At 62.4% G+C, this 20,949-nt stretch carries 13 protein-coding genes; 8 read left to right on the forward strand and 5 right to left on the reverse strand.

Translation table 11 applies throughout. From position 1 onward, the window contains the following. The first annotated feature begins 458 nt into the window (after positions 1-458). Positions 459-1,091, forward strand: a complete 633-nt coding sequence (locus ACZ1J6_RS23165; protein ID WP_465128657.1) for a tyrosine-type recombinase/integrase — start codon at positions 459-461, stop codon at positions 1,089-1,091. Between the two features lie 350 nt (positions 1,092-1,441). On the opposite strand, the gene ACZ1J6_RS23170 is transcribed toward ACZ1J6_RS23165, so the two are convergent. The 3 genes from ACZ1J6_RS23170 to ACZ1J6_RS23180 form a co-directional block, all read right to left on the reverse strand. Then, positions 1,442-3,706 carry a YbhB/YbcL family Raf kinase inhibitor-like protein gene (locus ACZ1J6_RS23170; protein WP_465128658.1) on the reverse strand — a complete coding sequence of 755 codons (2,265 nt, stop codon included), beginning with the start codon at positions 3,704-3,706 and terminating at the stop codon, positions 1,442-1,444. A 26-nt stretch (positions 3,707-3,732) separates the two neighbouring features. Then, positions 3,733-4,992, reverse strand: coding sequence for an alpha/beta hydrolase family protein (locus ACZ1J6_RS23175; protein ID WP_465128659.1), 1,260 nt, complete (start codon positions 4,990-4,992; stop codon positions 3,733-3,735). Positions 4,993-5,150: 158 nt separating this feature from the next. Then, complete coding sequence (locus ACZ1J6_RS23180) at positions 5,151-8,015, reverse strand: TonB-dependent receptor domain-containing protein (RefSeq protein ID WP_465128660.1); 2,865 nt, start codon at positions 8,013-8,015, stop codon at positions 5,151-5,153. A gap of 298 nt (positions 8,016-8,313) precedes the next feature. On the opposite strand from ACZ1J6_RS23180, the gene ACZ1J6_RS23185 reads away from it, so the two are divergent. Together ACZ1J6_RS23185 and ACZ1J6_RS23190 are read left to right on the forward strand one after the other, a co-directional pair. After that, entirely contained in the window at positions 8,314-9,459 is a 1,146-nt protein-coding gene (locus tag ACZ1J6_RS23185) for a lactonase family protein (protein ID WP_465128661.1), read from the forward strand. An 11-nt stretch (positions 9,460-9,470) separates the two neighbouring features. Then, a complete protein-coding gene (locus ACZ1J6_RS23190; RefSeq protein ID WP_132269584.1) occupies positions 9,471-9,839 on the forward strand; it encodes a glutathione S-transferase N-terminal domain-containing protein in 369 nt (122 codons plus the stop codon). A gap of 36 nt (positions 9,840-9,875) precedes the next feature. On the opposite strand, the gene ACZ1J6_RS23195 is transcribed toward ACZ1J6_RS23190, so the two are convergent. Beyond that, positions 9,876-12,155, reverse strand: a complete 2,280-nt coding sequence (locus ACZ1J6_RS23195; protein WP_465128662.1) for a TonB-dependent receptor — start codon at positions 12,153-12,155, stop codon at positions 9,876-9,878. Between the two features lie 327 nt (positions 12,156-12,482). Between ACZ1J6_RS23195 and ACZ1J6_RS23200 the strand changes: the two genes are divergently transcribed. Next, positions 12,483-14,354, forward strand: coding sequence for a hypothetical protein (locus ACZ1J6_RS23200; RefSeq protein ID WP_465128663.1), 1,872 nt, complete (start codon positions 12,483-12,485; stop codon positions 14,352-14,354). 84 nt (positions 14,355-14,438) lie between these two features. Here the strand turns inward: ACZ1J6_RS23200 and ACZ1J6_RS23205 are convergent, their stop codons facing one another. Then, a complete protein-coding gene (locus ACZ1J6_RS23205) occupies positions 14,439-15,683 on the reverse strand; it encodes a LysR family transcriptional regulator (protein ID WP_165921533.1) in 1,245 nt (414 codons plus the stop codon). Between the two features lie 452 nt (positions 15,684-16,135). Here ACZ1J6_RS23205 and ACZ1J6_RS23210 point away from each other — a divergent pair, with 452 nt between their 5' ends. The 4 genes from ACZ1J6_RS23210 (at position 16,136) to ACZ1J6_RS23225 (ending at position 20,837) form a co-directional block, all read left to right on the forward strand. Further along, on the forward strand, positions 16,136-17,125 hold the full coding sequence (locus tag ACZ1J6_RS23210; RefSeq protein WP_465128664.1) for an ABC transporter substrate-binding protein: 990 nt from the start codon (positions 16,136-16,138) through the stop codon (positions 17,123-17,125). 193 nt (positions 17,126-17,318) lie between these two features. Beyond that, a complete protein-coding gene (locus ACZ1J6_RS23215) occupies positions 17,319-18,344 on the forward strand; it encodes an amidohydrolase family protein (protein ID WP_465128665.1) in 1,026 nt (341 codons plus the stop codon). A gap of 295 nt (positions 18,345-18,639) precedes the next feature. Then, complete coding sequence (locus ACZ1J6_RS23220) at positions 18,640-19,494, forward strand: amidohydrolase family protein (protein ID WP_465128666.1); 855 nt, start codon at positions 18,640-18,642, stop codon at positions 19,492-19,494. Positions 19,495-19,538: 44 nt separating this feature from the next. Then, positions 19,539-20,837, forward strand: a complete 1,299-nt coding sequence (locus ACZ1J6_RS23225) for an MFS transporter (RefSeq protein ID WP_465128667.1) — start codon at positions 19,539-19,541, stop codon at positions 20,835-20,837. Positions 20,838-20,949 lie beyond the last annotated feature (112 nt).

Raw genomic sequence — 20,949 nt, forward strand, 5'->3', positions numbered from 1 at the left:
TTGGAGCGATCTCCAGGTTGTTCGACTACGATGAGCCGAATGGGGCGGATAAGCCCTTTATCCGCCAACACTCATCTTCGCACTGAACCGAAACATGCATGATGGAGTTGTGATAAGTTCGCTCCAAGGAGGGCTTGATGACGCTATTACTCACTGTTGAGAAGAGTTACCCGACCAAAATATTATAAAACTGCCCGCTTCTTGGCTGTCTACCGCTATGATCGCGAACGGCTCGCTAGCCAAGACTCGTGGTTCGCGTTCAGACTGACAAACACGGTTTGGGCTCACGCCGGGTTGTTCAGGTTCATCCATAACGGGGAGAACCAACGGCAGCTATCAGGGATCCGAGATCACGTGCTCTACTACCGCTCTGTCGGCGGAATAAGTGCTTTTGCCCCTCGAGCCATGCTTCAATGGAGTATACTCCGGCTGGCAGTTGATGCCAATGGAGAAGCGCCATGGGACATTCAGACTTAGATCCTGCCGTTCATGAGCGGCGCCCTTGGAACGCAGGCCAGAATGTGGGGCCAAAACGTCCGCTGAAGTTACGCGACATCTGGGCTATCCGGTTTTACCTCGACGAGAATAAGCGACTGCGGGATCGTGCGCTATTTGACCTTGCTATCGACAGCAAGCTACGCGGCTGCGATCTCGTGAAAATCAAGATTGGTGATATTGTTAGTCGAGGGAGCATTCGTAGCCGCTCGACGGTTATCCAACAGAAAACCGGAAAGCCCGTCCAGTTCGAAATCATGACGGAAGCGCGAAGGAGCGTGACGGCTTGGCTGGACAGACGCGGTTGGAACGTAGACAACTTTGTTTTCCCGAGCCGTGTCGATTATCTCGGTCACATGAGCACGCGGCAGTACGCGCGCCTCATCGACGAATGGGTTACGACGGTCGGCTTGGACAAGCGGGAATACGGCACGCACTCGATGCGGCGCACAAAAGTCTCGCTCATTTACAAGGCGACCGGTAACCTGCGAGCGGTGCAGATTTTACTCGGCCACTCGAACATCGAGAATACCGTGCGTTACCTCGGCGTGGATATCGACGATGCGCTGACTTTATCGGAGCGTAACGAAATCTGAGCAGCATGCCGGCTCCGCGACTATTTCAAGGGGCCGGCATGCCGACATTGACAGTCGGCAGGCAACGGCAATGCGTCATGGGACGTTTGGAGGGCGGCTATAACGGCGAATTCACTCACAATTACAGGCTTTCCCACGATTATCGCAAGCGCCTTTGGGCTATCCGGTGAGGCCGCGCCAGTCTTACCCTGATGGAGGCAATTGATCTGCGCCCGGTAAACTGTCCTTCATTGTCATCGACGATTCCTACACCACCCACGGTGGGCCATGACCAGATAGCGGGACGATCAAATATCAAATAGTCGAATTATAGCCCGAACCAGACTGCCGCTTCCAATTCGTCGGCCAGCTTACCAAGGCGTCTGGGTCGCATAGAACCGTTTCCAGAAGTCGATCTTTTCTAAAGACGCCAAAGGCATTGGGGCAAAATGATCTCCCAACTCCATGACCTGTGGCAGCTGGGCGCTCCAGGCCGGCCATTGTGGGAGCCCGGGACCGTTGGGATTTCCAGTCTTCACAATGTTAGCCCAATAGGATGACATCGTGTCCGCGATCTGGCGGTCTTCGCGCGTCCACGGGAGGTCGACCGCATCCAGACTGTTGAAGGCATAGGGGATCTCAGAGCCATGGAAGGCGCCGCGCGTATCGTGGGTCGGTCCGGGTTGGGCGTGGGTCCAGAAATAAGTGTGGAGGGGCAGAGAATTGGTCTGGCGCCACAAGGTGCCCCAAAGCCAGGTCGAGATCCGCGAATTATCCCGTGCCGAAGTATTATTCTGCAGCGCCGCCTCCGCATCCGTGGAGGCTGGATAGAGCTTGAGGAAATCATCGGCGAGGGGGCCGAACTTGCGACGCGCCGCAGCCTGGAACTGAGCGACCGTGACGCTAGTCTGGGGCATGCCAGCGCGAGGCGGGGTCGTGCGGGCGCGCAGCACGGCAAAGGCGGTTTCGGGGACCGCGCCGGTCTCGTCCTTATTGTTGCCCGCCACGTAGGCAACCTTGTTCTGGCTGCCTGATTGATACGTATCCCAATAGGACTTTGGGATCACCCAACCGTCGACTACCGGCCGGAAAAGCGGTGGTTTGCCGTCGCTGCCGGTCTCCACGTCGGGATCGATCGCGGAACTGCCCTCGATCAGTTGCTGCCAGGGCATTTGGCGCAGCTCTGCAAGGGTGCTGGCACCGTGCTGGGCAGCGTACTGCGTGCCGGACTTTTCTGCCGAGGCAAGCGAGCGCCAGGAAACCGACAGATAGCGTAGCTCGGTATCGCGGGGATAGCGAGCATGGCTTTCGGCTATCCCGGCGCGGAAAAGGCCTTTCGCGAGGGGTGACATCGAGAGGAAACCGACCGATCCCGCCCCTGCGGACTGCCCCCCGATCGTCACTTTCGCAGGATCGCCGCCGAAAGCGGCTATGTTGCGTTGCACCCATTTGAGCGCGGCGATGTCGTCCAGCAATCCGTAGTTGCCCGAGGCGCCATGCCCGGATTCCCGGCTGAGTTCCGGCGTCGAAAGGAAGCCGAGAACCCCGACACGGTAGTTGAGGGTGACGACCACGATGCCCTTCTTCGCCAGCCCTTCGCCGTCGAATTCAGGACTTGCTCCGGTACCGCCGATGAAGCCGCCACCATAGATCCAGACGTAGACCGGCCGCTTTTCACCGCTGCTCGGCGCGGCCGCCGTCCAGACGTTGAGCGTAAGGCAGTCCTCGCTCTGTGCCATGCCCTGCGCCATGTCTCCGCCGGGCTGCGGGCAGGCCGGCCCAAAGGCATCGGCCTTGCGTACGCCTTGCCAGGCAAGGGGCGCAGCAGGCGCACGCCAGCGCAGCGGCCCGACCGGGGGGGCGGCATAGGGAATGCCCTTGTAGACAGAAATCGAGGGATCGCGGCCAGGAATACCGCTGAGAAGGCCGGTCTCGACCCGGATCGGCGTTCCCGTGGTCTGAGCCGCTGCCATCGCCGGTTTCGCGGCGTAGCCCACGAGATCACCCGAGGCCAGCACATGCCCTGTCATGGCTGCCTTGAGTGCCGAGAAGCTCTGGCCGTCCCCGCGGGCAAGGACGATGTCGAGCGCGAACACTTGCGTGTGATAGGCGTGACGGTTGGCGTCGTGAGTATGGGGGCCGGCATAAGCGGCGGCGGGGCCGTGGACATTGGGCCCGTAAACCGCGCCGGCAGGTGCCTGCGTCATGCCCTCGGGAAGCGTCGTGGTTCCAGCAGGGAGGTTGTAGAGCACGAGGTGAATACTGGTTACGGCCCGGCCCGCGTCGCTTTCTGCAGGCATGCCCTGCATGACCACGACATAAGAGCGCGTACCCTCGGGGCCTTTCGACCATGAAAGGCCGGGAAAGCGGTTTTCGCCATATTGCGTGCTGATCAAGGGCATGTTCGCATCGGCTGGAAATGCCGGACTGGTCACTTTCAAGGCTGCGCCGACCCGGGCGGGGACCGCTGCGATCAGAAGCTGCGGGTCGTGGCCGATGGTCGATGCAGCATCTGGTGAAAGCCGCGTGGAAGCGTCCTGAGACCACGCCACGCCGGAAACCGCCAGAGCAAAACCTCCCGCTGCCAGAACAGTGCAATGCGCTAGGGCACGACCGGTTTTCATGGTCATCTTCATATTCCTGTTCTTCCGTGGCTGGAACCTCAATGCACCGCTGCGAAGCGGCCGGGCTTGCTCAACCAGCTGTCGATATGATCGTAAGTCGTCTTTTCGGTATCGCCGAACTCGCCGGGTCTGCGCTCGCATTCCTTGCAGGTGTCATACATGTGCGTCGCACCTTCCACGAAGGCGATCGACTTGTCCGGGCTATGCGAGAGCTGGTAGAGCGTCTCGCTGGCAAGGTATTCCCAGTGCCCGGTCATGCCCATCACCAGCAGGGGCACCTTGATACCCTGCACGTTGCCCGGCGGGCTGGCATAGGTGGAAGTCCAGTCCACACCGTGCACGCTTGTCTCGTCGTAGCCGAAGCCGGGTCCAGTTCGAATTGCGTAGGAATTGAGGTAGTTGCGCAAGGTCGTCTTCAAGGCGCCTTGCATGAGCGAGGGAGTCTGGCTGCGGGTGTTTTGGGGCACGCGCACGGTATGGACGATCTCGGTCGTCTCGCGGCCGCCGGCATGAAGCAGGGGCCAGGCCTTGCGGGTATGCGCCATGAGCGCGACATCCTGCGAGAACAGCTTGTTGTTGCTGCCGAGCAGGATTGCGCCAGGCACGACGAAGGGGGCGTCGTCCTCGTAGGGCCCCTTGCCAGCGGCGACGGCGGCCAGCCGGCCTTGGGCTTCCGATAGGAGGGCAATGTTTCGGGCACCCTCGGCCTGGAGAAACCGCCGCGTGAAGACGGGACCATACGCAGAGCCGGTCGGCCGGAAGCCGTTGGCGGGCGCGTACATGTCGAGCCGAGTATCGGTGGCCATCCCCCCATCTTCGCCGCGCACGGCAGGGTCGATGCTGAACAACGTCATCGCTGCCAGCCCCCAGTTGGAGTCGATCAGCATGAGCCCGTCCGCGGGAGGAAGGTCCGCCAAGGTATCCGGGCACTTCCAGATCTTCTCTTTCGATCGGCAGGCGTTCGTGCCACCTTCCGCGATGAACTGGTAAGCGCTCATCACTGTGCCGCCCCCGCTGTGGCCCAACAGCACAACGTGCTTCACGCCGGGTACCTTGCGTAGCCAGGCGATACCTGCCTTTGCTTCCAGCAGGACCCGATCGAGCATGCCGTCATTGGAAATGCCGGACTTGCTCGTACTGTTATTGGCGCAAAGCACGCGGTACCCGCGCCGGGAGAGTTGGGTGCAGGCCGAAAAGCTCAGGTAGTCAGCGGAAGAGTGCATCACGAACACCGCCGTTTCGGCCTTGGGGCCGATATTGGCAGGCTCGTAGAGCACGGCCGGCACACCGCGTGCCAAGTGTACGAAACCGGTGCGGGGCGCGGCTGTCTCCGGGCCCTCGGCACGTGCAGCGGTACCCTGCTGGCACGCCAGCAGGATGAGTGCCGCGCCTAGGGCCGCCTTTATGTTCGAGATAGCGCGAATGATCGCCTCCTGTTCGCCTGCGCGGGCAGGTCTCAACCCTTGACCTTGAACCCGATCACGAACGCTCTGCCGGTGGGGTCGTCGGAGAATTCGTAGGACTGTCCCGCCGAAGTGGTTCCGCTGTAGTAGCCGCTGAGCGGCGGTTTGGCATCGAAGAGGTTGGAGACGCTGAAGTACAATGAGCTGTCGGCGATCTTCCAGGCGGAGCCGGTGTCGAAAGTCAGCGTCAGGTTGGTCGTGGCATAGCTCTTGACGTAAGGGTCCGTGAACACCTGCGTGGCCACGCCGCTGCGGCGGAACTTGTTGCGATAGTGCTCGAAGAGATCGAGTTTTACGCCGTCCGTCAGCTGATAGCTCAGGAAGCCGGCCAGTTGCACGCTGGGGCTTGGCATCAGTCCGTTCTGGCCCCAGCCCGCACCGCCCTGATCGATCGTGGGAATGCCCGGCTGCTCATAATAGATGTGCGGCTGATAGTTCACCAGGAGTCGCAGGCCGAGCGGCCGGCCGGCAAGCGACGTGTTGTAGTCCAGTTCTCCGTCGATGCCCCAAGTGCGGACTTTGGCGATATTCTGCGGCTGGATATAGAAGGCGGTTACGTTGCCCGCTGCGTCACGCTGGATCAGCGAGCAATAAGGCGAGGTTCCATTGCTGGAGTAGCAGGCGTTCTGGATCGCGGCGTTGAAGCCTTGAACGGTCGTGATCGCGTCGTCGACGACTGTGTGATAGTAATCGACCGTAAGGGTAAGGCCCGGCACAAAATGGGGCTTGTAGACGCCGCCGAACGTATAGGTATGCCCTACTTCGGACTTCAGAGCGGTGTTGCCGTTGTTGATGGACGGCACGTAGACGGTTGCCCCGGTGGACGTGTCCACGAAGGACCCGGTGACCACCGTTTCCGGCTGGAACAAGTCATAGAGCGTGGGCGCGCGGATGTCTCGGGAGAGTGTGCCGCGGAACTTCAGGTCATCGTTCACTTCCCAAACGCCGCCGAGCTTCCACGTCGTGTAGTGGCCGCTTGTGCTGTAGTCGGTATAACGGGCAGCGCCGTTCAGCGCGAGCGACTTGGCGAAGGCGACGTCCTGCAACAGTGGGAATTCCACCTCGATCGCGGCTTCCTTCACGCTTTGCGAGACGGTGTCGCTGTTCGGGAAGGTCGTGGGATAAAGCGTCGTGGTAGAGGTGCAATTGTAGCGCAGACCCGTGCAGTCGGCATAGTCGGTGGGTGAAGTGGTGCTGGCGGCGTCGAACGAGATCCTGCGCCATTCTCCCGAAAGTGCGACGTTAACCGGGCCCGCCCAGTTGTCGAACACCGGGCCGCTGATCGAGGCGTCGGCCGCATCCATCTTCGTGTGCGTGAGGAAGCCCACGCTGCCCAGCACATAGTCCAGCGCGGCGTCACTGCTGGCGGTCGGGCCGAACAGGCTGAGCGGCACGCAGCCGCCATAAGCAGACGGATTGGTCAGGCTGGCCTGACAGACGGTCTGGCCGGTCGCCGGATCGGTGACGGCATCGAGCGCGGCGGCAAGGCGCTGGGCATTGGGCAGGTTGCTGATCGTGGTCTTCAGGCGCGAGGTGCCATGGGTGTAAGTGCCGTTCCAGTCGAAGGCGCCCAGTTTGCCTTCAATCCCGGCATTCAGGTAAATTTGCCGGGTCTTGGACATAGCCTGGATACGCGGCGCCCCGTTCCAGATCTCGTTCATCGTGAAAGTCGACTGGCCTGCCGCCGCGAAGGCATCCTGATAGTCTTGCGCAAGGTAGGCGTTGGTGGCGCTGAAGGTCAGGCCCTGAAGCTGATTCCATCCGGTGTAGGAGGTATTCTTCTTCAGGTTCGCCGCGCCCTGGACATAGACATGAACATCGTCGGTCAGATCATAGTCGAAGCGGCCGAAAATCTGGGTGCCCTGGAAGGGGGAGATCATCGAACTGTTCTGGTAGGCGCCGTCGCCGCCGATCTGGCAGCAGGACGACCCTGTCGCAGTACCCCTGTCGAACGCGCCGATTACGCCGTCGGACGCGAATTGCTGGCCGGAAAATGCGCCCTTGGACGTGATGTAGCCGCCGAAGGCATAGTTACTCAGGCGGACATTCGTGGCGAGCGTATAGGGATTGGCCGCTGTCCCAGCGCCCTGCAATGCAGCCAGATTGTCCCAGTTTCGCGCCGTGGCGCGGTTCAGGATGCCGTCATTCTCGCGGTGCTGGACGCTTGCCTCGAAATGCCCGCGGGAACCGACGTCGAAGCCCAGGGCGCCGCCGAAATCCCGGTTGGCGGCGTCGCCGCGCTGCGAGATACCCGCTTCGGCATGGGCCTGGAATCCGTTGAACTTGCGGTTAAGCACATAGTTCACGACGCCCGAGACCGCGTCCGACCCGTAGACGGCCGAAACACCGCCGGTTACCACATCCACGCGTTGGATCAGTTCCTGAGGGATAAGGTCGACATCGACGGTGGAGTTGTAGAGCGTAGGCGGAATGCGATGGCCGTCGAACAGCACCAGCGTGCGATAGGCGCCAAGGTTGCGCAAGTTGAGGACGTTGGCCGCGCCGTTACCGCCTTGCACACCCGTGGCATTGGAACCTGGGTTACTGAAAGAATTGCGGGAGCCGGAGAAGACCGGGAGGTTGTTCAGCGCGTCCGAAATCGAGCCTGAAGGCGCAGCCGCCATAAGCGCGTCAGTGGTTACCGTGGTCAGCGGCGTGGGGCTGGCCGAACCGTTGCGTAATACGCGTGAACCGGTGACGATGATGTCGGCAGCGGAGGGAGCGGCCGGTTCCGACGCGGGTTCGACTTCTGCGGAAGTGCCTTCCGAAGCCGCGCCCGATTGTGCGAGAGCAGGCATTGCCAGGCCCAGGGTGCTCACGCCTACCAGCAGGCCGCACGTCAGGATTCTGGTGTTCATCATATTCCTTCCCGATATCGTTCGCGGCGCGCGCCCTTGCAGCGCGTCGTTCCGTCCCGAACGTTCGAGACGCTGATCGCATGGTCCAGGATGTCTGCGGATATCAGTTTTGGTCGGCGCCGAATAAGATCAGCATTATAGAATTGTAACTCTGGCTTGTTAAATCGGCCGCAGGCCTTTCCTCAGGCGCTATGAATCGAGCGCCCTCCGATAGGTTTCGAGAGTACGATCCTGTCCACGGTTCCGGTGGTGGTTTACCTTTGGCGATTCAAACAGTTTGCATTCGGAGAGAGGCGCCATGAAACCAAAGTCTTTGTTGGTCCCTGGAATTGCCGGGCTATTGCTCTCCGGCTGTCAGTTGGAGTCGGGGCCGGTCGCGCAGACTTTGGCTTATGTCGGCACCCAGGCGAGCGGGCCGGGCGAGGGGGTGGTCGCGATCCGGCTCGATGCCGCGAACGGGTCCCTCAAGTCGCTCGGCGTGATGGCGCAAGTCGACAAGCCGACCTGGGTCCTGGCCGATCCGGCGCATCGGCGCATGTTCGCGGTGAGCGAGGTGGGCAACGACGGCAAAAGCGACGGCGCCGTCTTCGCTTTCTCCTACGACCAGGAAACGGGCATGTTGCGAGCGAACGGACAAGGCGCATCGGGCGGCGGGGGACCGACGCACCTGGCCCTGAGTGCTGCGGGTGAAACCCTGTTCGTGGCCAATTACGGCACTGGGCAAGTCGCGGCGATCTCCGTCGGCAACGACGGGAGGCTGGCCACAGCACCGACAAGCATCGCCGCACATAGCGGCACCGGGCCGAACCGCCGGCAGAAAGGTCCGCATGCGCACGGCGTGACGCTGGATCCTTCCGGGCGCTATCTTCTGTCCCCTGATCTCGGTGCTGACAGGGTTTTCGTCTATCGGGTCCAGCCTGGACCACGCCAGCTGGAGCCTGCCGATGCCCCCTTCGTCCAACTCCCGGCGGGATCGGGACCTCGGCATATTGTCTTCGCGCCGGATGGACGCCTCGCGTTCCTCATGGCCGAGATAACGGGCATGATCTTCAGTTATGGCTGGGAGCCGGGTAAGGGCAAACTGACGGAACTGTCGCGAAAGCCCCTCGATAATGCCGGTTACAGCGGCCCGCCCAGCGGCTCCGAACTGGCGGTTTCCCGCGACGGGCGCTTCCTCTACGCCGGCAACCGTGCGGCGGATCGCATCCAGGTCTATGCGATAGCGCGTAGCGGTGCGCTCGCCCTGGTGCAGAATATCGATTGCGGCGGGAAAGTGCCTTGGGGGTTCGCACTTAGCGGCAGCGGCAAATGGCTGGTGGTGGCCAATCAGGGATCGGGGAACCTGGCGAGTTTCGCGGTGAACAGGTCCAGTGGTCGTCTGAAGGCAACCGGCAATCGACTGGAGCTTGGCAAACCGACCTCGGTGTCGTTTACGGACCGTTGAAAGGACCTGCCATGATCGAAGCATTCCGACCTGTCCTCTATCTCAAGTCCACTTGTCCCCACTGCCTCAAGCTGCGGATATTCCTGTTGGAAGCCGGCTTGCTGGAGCGGTTCGATCAGCGCATCTTCACCCAGGGAGACGATGCGGAAGCTGCGATCCGCGCTGACCTCGCGGCTCATTTCGACAAGGTCACTTTTCCGGCCGTCCAATATGAGCCGGGACGCTTCATGAAGGATTCCGACGCTATCATCGCCCATTACGCGGCGGTGGCAGGGGTGGACGTCGAAGGGCTGCCGATCTTCGCCGCCTATGCACAAGGCGTGCTGCCGAAATACATGGAAACCCGCCGGGAATTGACTGCGCTGAAGCAGGATGCCTGACGTGAGGGGGGACCGTGCCGGTCCCCCCTCCGTTCCTCAAAACTCGAAGCCTGCCGTTACCCCGTAAGTGCGCGGTGCTGCATAAGTGCCGTTGTCGCCGCTGTTGGTGGCTCCGATTTGGCTCCAGTAGAACGTATCGGTCAGGTTCTTGCCCCAGAGGCGCACGAAGAGATTTTCGCTTGCAGGTCGCCATGTCAGCGAGGCATCCAGCGTCTCGTACGACTTCTGCTTCACGCGCTCATCCGGCGAACCGACGAAGCCTGAGTTGTGGTAGAAATTGCCGGCAAGGGTGAATTTGCCGATACCGGTCCGCAAGTCGTAGGCACCGCCGACCGAAGCGGTGAAAGTGGGCGTGTTTTGCAGGCGGTTGCCCGAAGCGTCCCCGATCAGCAGGCAATTGCCGCCCAGCTGGGCATAAGGGCTGCCATTGGTGCCAAGGCAGGTCTGGCCCGCCGGGATCGTGAAGCCGGTCGGCAGCGGATAAGGCGTGGTGATCACGGCCGTCTCGAAGTCGGTATAGCGGGCATGTGTCCAGTTGAAGCCACCGAAGAGGCGGAAATCGTTGGTCACTCGCCACGTAAGGTCGGCATCGATGCCGTAGATATGCGCGCCGTCGGCATTGTAGACGGTTTGTGCGCCCGAGATCACCTGCATGACCTGGATGTTCTTTTCGTCATAGAAATAGCCGGACACGTTGAAGCGCACGCGGCGGCCGAACAAGTCGGATTTCAGGCCCAACTCGTATGCGTCGACGATTTCCGGCTGGAGCAGGACGATAGGATCGGATTGGGTGATGAAAGTGCCCGATCGGAAGCCGCGGTTATAGCTGGCATAGGCAAGCAGTTCGGGCGAAAAGCGGTGGTCGAGCGAAAGGCGCCAGGTGACTTTGCTGAACGTCTTGGCCTCGTTGACCGTGTCGCTGGTTGTCTTCAGTCCGGCCGGAGGCACATTGCCGTTGAACGAGACATCGTAGGCCGAGAGGTTGCGCTTGTCGCTGGTGTAGCGGATGCCGGCGATAAGGTGCGTGCTCTCGCCGAAGCTGTAGGTTCCTTCCGCGAAGCCGGCATAGCTGTCCAGCTTGATCGAATTGTAATCGTCGACATAGCCGTTGTTGCCGAAAGTGAAGAGGCCGGTGGTGCGCGATCCATCGTTACCGGCGTTCCCGTGCATGTAGAAGCCGCCCAGCACCCATTTGAACGGGCCGTCACCTTCGGAGACGAGGTTGATCTCCTGGGTGAACTGTTTGTCGTAGAGATGGTTGTCCACGACGATGCGCTTCGCGGTCGTGCCGTCAGGATCGAAGTTGTAGTTGAATTCGGAATGGCGGTAGGCGGTAATGCTCTTGAACGAAACGCCGCCAAGGTCCTGCTCGACAGTCAGGCTGGTGCCCCAGGCGCGCGTCGTCATGTTAGGATCGACGTCCGCCAGGATGTCGCGATGTGGATCGCCGCCGAGAGCCTCGATCTGCGCCGGCACATTCTGGCCCAAGGCATTTGTGGTGAAGTTACGGAAGGCCGGCGCCGCCGCGTTACGTCCGTTGAAGTCGCCGGATAGCGTCACTTTGGTGAGTTCGCTGGGCTTCCAGAGCAGCTTGGCGCGCCCAGCCCACGACCTGCTGGTCTGGATGTCGTTGCCCGTGAACAGGTTTTTGCCGTAGCCGTCCTGCTGGTTGTCGTATTGACCCGAGAGACTGATCGCGACGGTATCGGTCAGTCCACCCGAGACATAAGCAGCCGAATGGACCGTATCGTAGTTGCCGTAGCCAATCTCCGCCTTGCCGTTCCAGTCGAAATCGGGGCCGAGAGTGGACATCTGGATCAGGCCGCCGGTGGCGTTCCGCCCGAACAAGGTGCCCTGCGGGCCCTTGAGCACGGTCACCTGGTCGGTGTCGAAGAAGTTCTGGAGGATACCGAACGAAGCGCCGTAATAGACGCCGTCGACATAGACCGCGACCGGGTTCTCGATGCCCGGTCCCTGTCCGGTGGCGCCGATGCCGCGGATGCGGGGAAGTCCGATGCCGCCCGTGCCCGTCGTGATATTGAGGGCGGGAACGGCCGCCTTGAGATCCAGAGTGCTGGTCACGCCGGCGCTCTTCAGCTGCTCGCCGCCGAGTGCGGTAATGGCGATCGGCACGTCTTGTGCGGATTCGTCGCGCTTTTGGGCGGTGACGATGATCTCCTCCACCCCGCCCGCATCGGCGGTCTGCTGCCCCGCCGACTGCGCTGCGACAGTGTGCGGCGCGCAGGCGGCGAAAGCGGCGCCCGATAGAAGCGCTTGGCGCAGCGAAACGAATAGTGATCTCGAGATATGCTTCACGGTTTTCCTCCCAGGTTCCGACCCTTATTGGATCGGACAATTTCCCCCCCGATCAATCGCCGCCCTGCCTCATGATGCCGAGAACCGGCGTGCCGGTCTGACCGGCGCACAGGGCGCAATTGCGGTATGGCCTCGATGTAGTCCGGGAAGCGGAGCCTGCAGATATAGGCACTCGACCGGCGCCGATAATTTCGGCGACGGCGCTGATGCAATGAAACGAAGCGTCGCCTAACACGAGTGTCTGCACAGGAAACGGCTTTGCAAGGGGCCGTACCGGGAAAGCAACTTGTCCAGAAACGCGAACCGGGTTGGCGGGGAGAGAGTGAAGTGAAGCGTAGAGATTTCCTGGCGGCCGTCCCCGCATCCGTCCTCATCAGTCAGATCGGGATCGCCAAGCCGGTTCCGGCAAAAAAGGGCGTGATGATGATGAACCGCATCGCCCCTTCGGTTTCGGAGCTTTACGTCGCCGCCACAGACGGTAGCGGAGAACGCAAGGTGTTGGCCGAGAGCGCCTACGACTACAACGTCGCGCTGTCGCGCAACGGCGCCCGCATGGTGTTCACCTCGGAGCGACTGGGCGATGGCAACTCCAGCCTGTTCACGGCGAGCGGGGACGGCACCGGCGTCAGGGCGATCGCCGGAGGACCGAGCGTGGACGATGCCGCCGCCCTGTCGCCGGATGGCAAGTGGCTGGCCTTTGTTTCGACACGCAACGGCTACAGGGCGAATATCTGGCTGATGAACATCGATACCGGCAAGCTGAAGCAGCTGACCGGTATCGGCGAAGTGAAGGGTGCGGCCGATAGTCCCGACACCTACTTCCGACCCGCCTGGTCACCCGATGGCAAGTGGATCGCCTTCTCGTCGGATCAGAACACCGGTTGGCGCGGGCATGATGAGGGGCACGGTTGGGAACATACCCAGGAACTGGCCATTTATCGGATCCGTCCGGACGGGACCGGCTTTGCGAAAGTTTCCGCGCGCAAGGAGTGGTGCCAGGGATCGCCCACCTGGTCGCCCGACGGCAAGCGCATCGCCTTCTACGAACTCTCCACCGAGGCGACTTGGGGCGCGCGCCGTCCCGAATGGATCGGCCGCGTGACCTCGCAGATCGTCTCGGTCGACGTCGAGACGGGCGAGAGGATCGAGCACACCGATTCACCGGGGCTGAAGGTCTCGCCGCACTGGATCGACGCCGACGAGATCGGCTATGTCGTGAAGGGCGGCCCGGACGAGGGCATCGCCTATACTTCCGGTCGGCTCGGCTTCAAGAGACAGGGCCTGCGGGCGCCGTTCTGGACGGCGGACGGCAAATCGGTGATCTACGAGGTGCAGGCGTTCCGCCCGGTGCGCAAGCTCGACAAGCCTCTGTTCAGCTGGGACCCGGACTACGACTACCGTTTCATGGACGTGTTCCCGATCCTCTCGCGCCAGGGCATGATGGCCTTCACCGAGAAGCAGACCGGCTCGTCTTCCATCATCACTTGCCGGCCGAACGGCACCGAGCGGCGCGTGGTGTTCGACAATACAAAATCCGGGCTCGATCCGGAGATGGTCAGGAAGGGGCTGGCCGGGGCGTTCCAGCCCTGCTGGTCGCCCGATGGCGAATGGCTCGCGTTCGGCGTCGGCACCTGGTTCGGTGAGCGGTCCCACTCGAAGGCCGTGGTGGTGCGGGTGCGCAAGGACGGCACGGGACTGGAAACTCTGACCGACGGGAGCGTTCATTCGGGCTTCCCCAGCTTCTCGGCAGATGGCAAGGAACTCGTCTTCCGGGTTTGGGGCCAGGACGGAGAGCGTGGCCTCCGTATCCTGAACCTGGAAACGCAGCAGGTCCGGGTCCTCACGCGCGAGCTGGACAACCTGCCGGGCTGGTCGCCCGATGGCGAACGCATTGTTTTCACACGCAAGGTCGACGGCACGACGTTCCAGGTCGCAACTATCCGGCCGGATGGCAGCGACTACAAGGAACTAACCACTGGCAAGCAGAGCGATGGCCACGCCGTCTGGGCGCCGGATGGCCGCGTCATGTGGTCGGGGTCCGAGCACGGGTTCCGCGACGAGGCGGCACTCTACGACAACACCTTCCAGCAATATGGTCAGATCTACGTGATGGATGCCGATGGCCGCAACAAGCGCCTGCTGACCGACAGCAAATGGGAGGATTCGATGCCGCTCTATATCGACAAATCCTTGCTCTGACCCGCTCTCTCCCCTGATGGGACAACCTTCGGGGAAGATGCCGCCTCGGCATCCTCCCCGTTTTTCGTCAAGCAAGGGTCTGGTTCAGCCAGCTTGTCGAAGCAGCGGCGGCGGCGCGCAGACGTGCGTGCGGATCACCTCGATGAAGGCGGATTGCACCGGTGTCGGCATCCACTCCGCGCGCGTCGTGATGCCGATGGCGGGAACCGGCTCAATCGGTCCGCAGTGCAGGGTTCGCAGGCCTTCCTCGAAGCTGATCTCGTAGGAGGTCATCAGCGTCAGGCGATCACTCCCTTTGAGCAGGTGGCGGATGACGGGCAGGGCGCAAGTGGCAACGTGAGTCTGCGGTCCTTTGGTACCCTCGAAAATCCGGTCGAAGCAGGCACGGCGGCTGGAGCCTGCAGTGCCGGTGATCCAGTCGTAGGCCATGAGCTCCTCCACCGTGACCTTGCCCGCGCGGGTGAGCGGATGGCCTTGCCTGGCGACGACGGCATAAGGCGTTTCGATCAGCGGCTCGCAAACAAGTTCGGGCGGGGTTTCCGCCGGCAGCAGGCCGACAACGAAGTCCACTTCGCCGCCGCGCAGGCACTTGGTCATCTCCACCGCGCTTTCGTTCATGATGCGGATGTCGGCGCTGGGGTGGCGTTCGAGAAAGCGATCGAGCACCGAGGCCAACAGCACGCTGCCACCAAAGGGCATGGCGCCGATCACCACCGGCGTCGCGGTGCCGTCCAGCGCGGAGTCGATCTCCCGCACGCCCCATTCGATCTCTTGTAGCGCCAGCTTGACCATCAGGCCCAGCTTCATGCCTTGCGGGCTGACCAGCATGCCTGCTGCCGTGCGGTAGAACAGAGAGACCCGCAAGTTGCCCTGCAAGTCGCGCGCGGCGCGCTGGAGCGATGCGGCGGAAATGTCGAAGCACTCGCTCGCCTGCTCGAAAGAGCCGTGCTCCATCACGCCCACCAAAGTGCGCAGTTGCGAGCGGGTGAGGCGGTTGACGATGGCGCGGGCGCCGTCGGCATTCACGGCGGCGCCGATCTCGATCACGGCGCGCTCGGTCTGTTCGAAGAAACGCTTCACGCGGGCATGAAACACCATGCCGAATTCGTTGAGGTAGCTGCCGCTGGCGCGCCGGTCGACCAGCGTGGCGCCAAGCTGCGCTTCCATCTTGGCAAGGGCTTGGGTGACGGCAGGCTGCGACAGGCTGCATGCTTCCGATGCGCGGCGCACGGACTTGAGATCGCCGATGGCCTCGAACAGGCGAAGCTGGCGAAAGCTCAGGCTCTGGGCGCGTTCGTGGCCCGAGGTCTTGTGACTCGTTTGCGTCATGTTTTGATCCTCTCTCCACTGCGGACCTAGCGCGAAATTTATCAGGGCTGCAATGGGTGCAGCTATCACCCCGGCCTTCGCGGTTGCGACAGAAGAGGAGGGGTGGCTCACGTCCGAACGCCGGATATACTGACAAGAAGTGTTGCAAAACAGCCTCTTGCGTTGCGGATCATTTGGATGATGGTGGAGTCCGCACCGCATCATCCTGCGACAGTCCTGTCAGCGAACCTATTACGCCCGGCGCTGGATTTATATGCCGGGCGGCGCAAATTCTATCACATGGCCCCGGTGCCAAGAGGTTAGCCTCTATAAATTGTGTGCTCGCGCCGACCGGTTCGGGATGGTGCCGCGTTGACTTGGAACCGGGCTGGGCGCTTTTCGGGGGGCAACCGGCATCGGACGTTGCAGCAAACGCCGATAGCCGTCTTTACTCATTCCCGAGGAGAGCGACCTTGAGCCAGAAAGTCCGCCTGAAGTTGGCGATTGCCGACCATCCGCACACTGCCGCGATCCGCGACGGCAGCATTGATATCGAGGGCGTGGACGCCGAATTCGTGACGGTGAAGCCGCAGATCGGCGCCTTCCGCCGCATGGTCCGCGATGTCGAATTCGACGTGTGCGAACTGGCACCCACCACCTACATCATTGCCCGCGCTTATGGCGCGCCCTTCGTCGGCCTGCCGATCTTCGTGGTGCGCCGCTTCCACCACGGCGGCATGCTCGTGAAGCCGGATTCGGGCATCCGCCACCCGAAGGATCTGGAAGGCAAGAAAGTCGGCGTGCGCGCCTATTCCGTGACCACCGGCGTGTGGATCCGCCAGGTCTTCATCGACGAATACGGCATGGATAACGACAAGGTCACCTGGATCGTCGATGACGAGGAGCACGTGACCCAGCTCCAGCTCCCCGCCAACGTGCAGCACACCCCCGAAGGCGTGTCGCTGGCGGACATGATGGCCAGCGACCAGATCCAGGCCGGCGTCGAGGCTGCCGCCGGCATCGGCCGCACCGGTGCGCCGACCGGCGGCTGGCAGGAAGTCGACACCAGCATGTATGTCGACCTGATCCCGGATGCGGCCGAGGCCGAGGCGGAATACTATGCCCGCACCGGCGTCTATCCGATGCACGGTACCATCGTCGTCAAGGACGAGATCCTTGCGGAGCACCCGTGGATCGCGCGTTCGCTGAACGACGCCTTCACCCGCGCCAAGGACGAATGGCTGGCCAAGCTTAACTCGGGCGAGGCGACCGGCAAGGGTGCGGACAAGTACCGCGCGCTTCAGGAGATCGTCGGCGCCGATCCGCTGCCCTATGGCATCGAGGAAAACCGCGCGACGATCGAAGCGCTTGAGCAGACCGCCTTCAAGCAGGGCCTGACGCCGCGCCGGATGACGATGGAAGAACTGTTCGTCGATCCCGCCAAGGCGCCGGTGCGCGTTTGAGTCCGACGCTGAAATAGCACCCTCGTCGTCCCTGCGCAGGCGGGGACCCCGCTTGTTCTTCCGGCGTTGCGCCGGGATACAAACAGGAAGCGGGAACCCGGCTTCGCGCGGGCGACCGGGTGAGGTTGGCGAGCGAACTTGCTTAATTTCGACTGACCCTGTCCGTCAGCCATAAAATTCCACGGAGAATCCCATGATTATCGACTGTCACGGTCACTTCACGACGGTCCCCAAGCATTTCCGCGAATGGCGCAGCGCGCAAGTCGCGGCGGCGGACGATGTGGCGAACGCGCCGCTCGTCGCCGATGCGCATGTCAGCGACGACCAGATCCGCGAAGGGATCGAGGGCGGCCAGCTCAAGCTCCAGCAGGAGCGCGGCAGCGACCTCACCCTGTTCTCGCCGATCGCCGGCCTAATGAGCCATCACCTCGGCAACGAGCGCACCAGCCTTGAGTGGGCGAGCGTCTCCAACGACCTCGTCTACCGCGTTACCGAGATGTATCCGGATAACTTCGTGCCGGTGGCCATGCTGCCGCAGAGCCCCGGTGCGCCGCCGAAGAACTCGATTCCCGAGCTTCGCCGCGTGGTGGAGGAACTGGGCTTCGTGGGCGTGAACGTGAACCCGGATACCACCGGCGGCTATTGGACCGGCAAGCCTTTCACCGACAAGGAATGGTATCCGCTGTTCGAGGCCATGTGCGATCTGGACGTGCCAGGCATGGTCCACGTGGCCGCGTCGTGTAATCCGAACTTCCACGGCACCGGCGCGCATTACCTGAACGCCGATACCTCGGTGTTCATGCAGATCCTGCAGAGCGATCTGTTCAAGGACTTTCCGACGCTGCGCCTGGTCATCCCGCATGGCGGCGGCGCGGTTCCCTACCACTGGGGCCGGTATCGCGGGATGTCGCTGGAGATGATGGACCGCCCGCTGGAAGGGTTGCTGGACAACATCTACTTCGACACTTGCGTCTATCACCATCTCGGCGTGGAGCTGCTGACCAAGGTGGTGCCGACGTCGAACGTGCTGTTCGGCTCGGAAATGATCGGCGCGGTGCGTGGCACCGATCCGAACACCGGGCATTACTTCGACGACACCAAGCGCTACGTCGTTGCTTGTGACGCGCTGTCGGATAATGACCGTTTCGCGATCTACGAAGGCAATGCCCGCAAGGTCTATCCGCGCCTCGACGCGCGGCTGAAGGCCAAGGGGCTTTAAGGGCTCCGACCCGGCCGCTGCCCTTGCTACCATAAATTCCGTCATCCCCGCGCACGTGGGGATCCCGCTTGTTCTTCGGGCCTCGCGCTGTGGGCAGACGAAAGCGGGGCCCCGCCTGCGCGGGAGGCGACGGAGTGGTTTAGGATAGGTCGGTCTTGCACTCTACGACAGCGGCGGAAGTTATGCCTCGCGGCTGACAATCAACTCCCGCCGCCGCCGCCCACCCCGCAAATTGACAGCAACCAGAACAGAGGCCCGGCAGCGAAGGACCGCTTCCGGCAGCGGAGACAGGTGCATGACGTCCAAGTTTGTCGATATCCATCCCCACGTCATTTCCGACGACGAAGGCGCTTATCCGCCCGCGCCGCTGTTCGGAAAGCGGTCCGACTGGTCGCAGGAGCGGCCGAGCACGGTGGAAACGCTGATCGCCTCCATGGATGAGGCGGGCGTGGCAAAGGCCGCCGTCGTCCATTCCTCCACCACGTATGGCTTCGACAACAGCTACGTGGTGGATGCCTGCAACCGCTATGCGGATCGCCTGATCGCGGTGGGTTCGGTGGACGTGCTGGCGCCCGATGCCGTCGATACGATCCGTTCGTGGGTGGACCGGGGCCTCAAGGGTCTGCGCGTGTTCACCGGCGGATCGACCAAGGAATTCGATCCCAGCGAACTCGACGATCCGCGCGCCTATGCGGCGTGGGAACTGCTGGGCGAGCTGGGCCTGACCATGTGCATCCAGACCGGCCCGGTCGGCCTTGCCGCCGTGACCGCGCTGGCCAAGCGTTTTCCGAATGTGCCGATCATCCTCGATCACCTCGGCCGTCCGGATGTGACCGACGGCGCGCCTTATGCGAATGCGCAGAGCCTGTTCGATCTCGCGCCGATCGAGAGCATCTATCTGAAGCTCACCCCGCGCATCATGGGCGATTCGAAGAAGGGCGAGGCCACGCCGGAGACGCTGTTCCCTAAGCTGGTCGACGTGTTCGGCGCTCATCGGATGGCCTGGGGCTCGAATTACCCGACTTCGCCCGGCACGCTGGCGGAGATCAAGGCGACAGCAGAGGCCCGCCTGGCTTGTCTGACCGACGCCGACCGCGAATGGATCTTCGCGAAGACGGCGCAGAAACTCTACCCCGCTCTGGACGACTAAGCGCCAGACGCGACAATAGGTGACATAAAGTGGAGAGAGACGAGATGGACAAGGCACTGGAACGGGGCGGGGCAAGCAGGGGGGCGAGTACCGCCGCACCCGCAAGCGCGGCCGCCTGGGCGGTGCTACTGCTGCTGGCGCTGGGCGTGATGATCGCCTTCGTCGACCGCACCAGCATCTCGTCGGCTCTCGCCGATGGGCCGTTCATCCAGCACTTCGGCATGACCGACATCGACCGGGGCTGGGTGAACGCAGCGTTCTTCTGGTCCTACGGCTTGATCCAGATTCCCGCCGGATGGATCGTCGATCGCTATGGCGTGAAGACGCCCTACACGGTGTGCTTCGTGCTCTGGTGTCTGGCGACGGCAGTGACCGGTCTAATCTCGACCATGTTCGCTCTGATCCTAATGCGCTTCATCGTCGGCGCGGCGGAAGCGGTGGTGATGCCGGCCAGCTATCGCTGGATCCGCAACAACTTCAAGGAAGGGCAGAGCGGCACCGCCGTCGGCCTGTTCGCGATGGGCAACAAGTTCGGGCCTGCCATCGGCGCACCGATCGCGGCCTGGCTGATCACCGCCTATGACTGGCGCGTAATGTTCATCGCCACCGGCGCGGTCGGGCTGGTCTGGCTGTTGCCGTGGATCTTCCTGGTGAAGAACGACCTGCCCCGCCGTGAAGACATGGCTGCAATCAGGCGCAAGGCGTCTTCCGTCACGTTCGCAAGCATCCTCTCCAGCCCGCTGGTCTGGGGCACCCTCGTGGTGAACTTCTGCTATGGCTACTTCACGTTCTTCTGCATGACCTGGATGCCCAGCTATCTAGTGGAAGAGCGCGGGCTGAGCCTCGAAAAGTCTGGCCTGTTCACGTTCTTCAGCTTTGCGGGCATTGCCATCGTCGCGCTGATTGCCGGGTGGACGGCCGACAAACTGATCGCACGCGGCGGCGATCCGGTGTTCGTGCGCAAGGCCTTCGTCATTGCTGGCTTCATCGGGGCCTGCACCGTGCTACTGGGCGCCAAGGCGGAATCCCTGAACGCGGCGCTGTTCTGGAACGTCTTCTCGCTATCGTTCCTGGGGCTTGCCACGGCTAACAACCTCGCGCTCTGCCGCCTGACCCTCATCCCGGCGCCCGCCGTGGGTCTGGTCACCGGCGTACAGCAGGTGGCGACCAGCCTTGCAGGCGGTGTCGCCGCGAGCCTTTCGGGCTGGCTGCTCCACATCTCCGGCAGTTACGACCTGCCGATGCTGGTGATCTTCGTCTTCCTGGTGATCGGTGCGCTGACGACGTGGCTGGTGCTGCGTCCCGAATGGGCACCGAAGATTTCCCTCGCAGCAGACGAGTGACGCTGCGCACCGGGCGGAAGCACCCCGTGGGGCGGGTTGCAATCGCCTGGAGCGTAGATTGGATTGGTCGGCCCGACGGGGGCGGCCTAGATCTGCGACACGCTCGCAACAG

Source organism: Novosphingobium sp. BL-S-21, from assembly GCF_055521655.1.

Excerpts from the sequence above, each read along its gene's own strand:
- ACZ1J6_RS23215 (WP_465128665.1), top strand. The coding sequence starts at position 17,319 with ATGATTATCGACTGTCACGGTCACTTCACGACGGTCCCCAAGCATTTC.
- ACZ1J6_RS23165 (WP_465128657.1), top strand. The coding sequence starts at position 459 with ATGGGACATTCAGACTTAGATCCTGCCGTTCATGAGCGGCGCCCTTGG.
- ACZ1J6_RS23185 (WP_465128661.1), top strand. The coding sequence starts at position 8,314 with ATGAAACCAAAGTCTTTGTTGGTCCCTGGAATTGCCGGGCTATTGCTC.
- ACZ1J6_RS23225 (WP_465128667.1), top strand. The coding sequence starts at position 19,539 with ATGGACAAGGCACTGGAACGGGGCGGGGCAAGCAGGGGGGCGAGTACC.
- ACZ1J6_RS23205 (WP_165921533.1), bottom strand. The coding sequence starts at position 15,683 with ATGACGCAAACGAGTCACAAGACCTCGGGCCACGAACGCGCCCAGAGC.
- ACZ1J6_RS23180 (WP_465128660.1), bottom strand. The coding sequence starts at position 8,015 with ATGAACACCAGAATCCTGACGTGCGGCCTGCTGGTAGGCGTGAGCACC.
- ACZ1J6_RS23170 (WP_465128658.1), bottom strand. The coding sequence starts at position 3,706 with ATGAAGATGACCATGAAAACCGGTCGTGCCCTAGCGCATTGCACTGTT.
- ACZ1J6_RS23190 (WP_132269584.1), top strand. The coding sequence starts at position 9,471 with ATGATCGAAGCATTCCGACCTGTCCTCTATCTCAAGTCCACTTGTCCC.
- ACZ1J6_RS23220 (WP_465128666.1), top strand. The coding sequence starts at position 18,640 with ATGACGTCCAAGTTTGTCGATATCCATCCCCACGTCATTTCCGACGAC.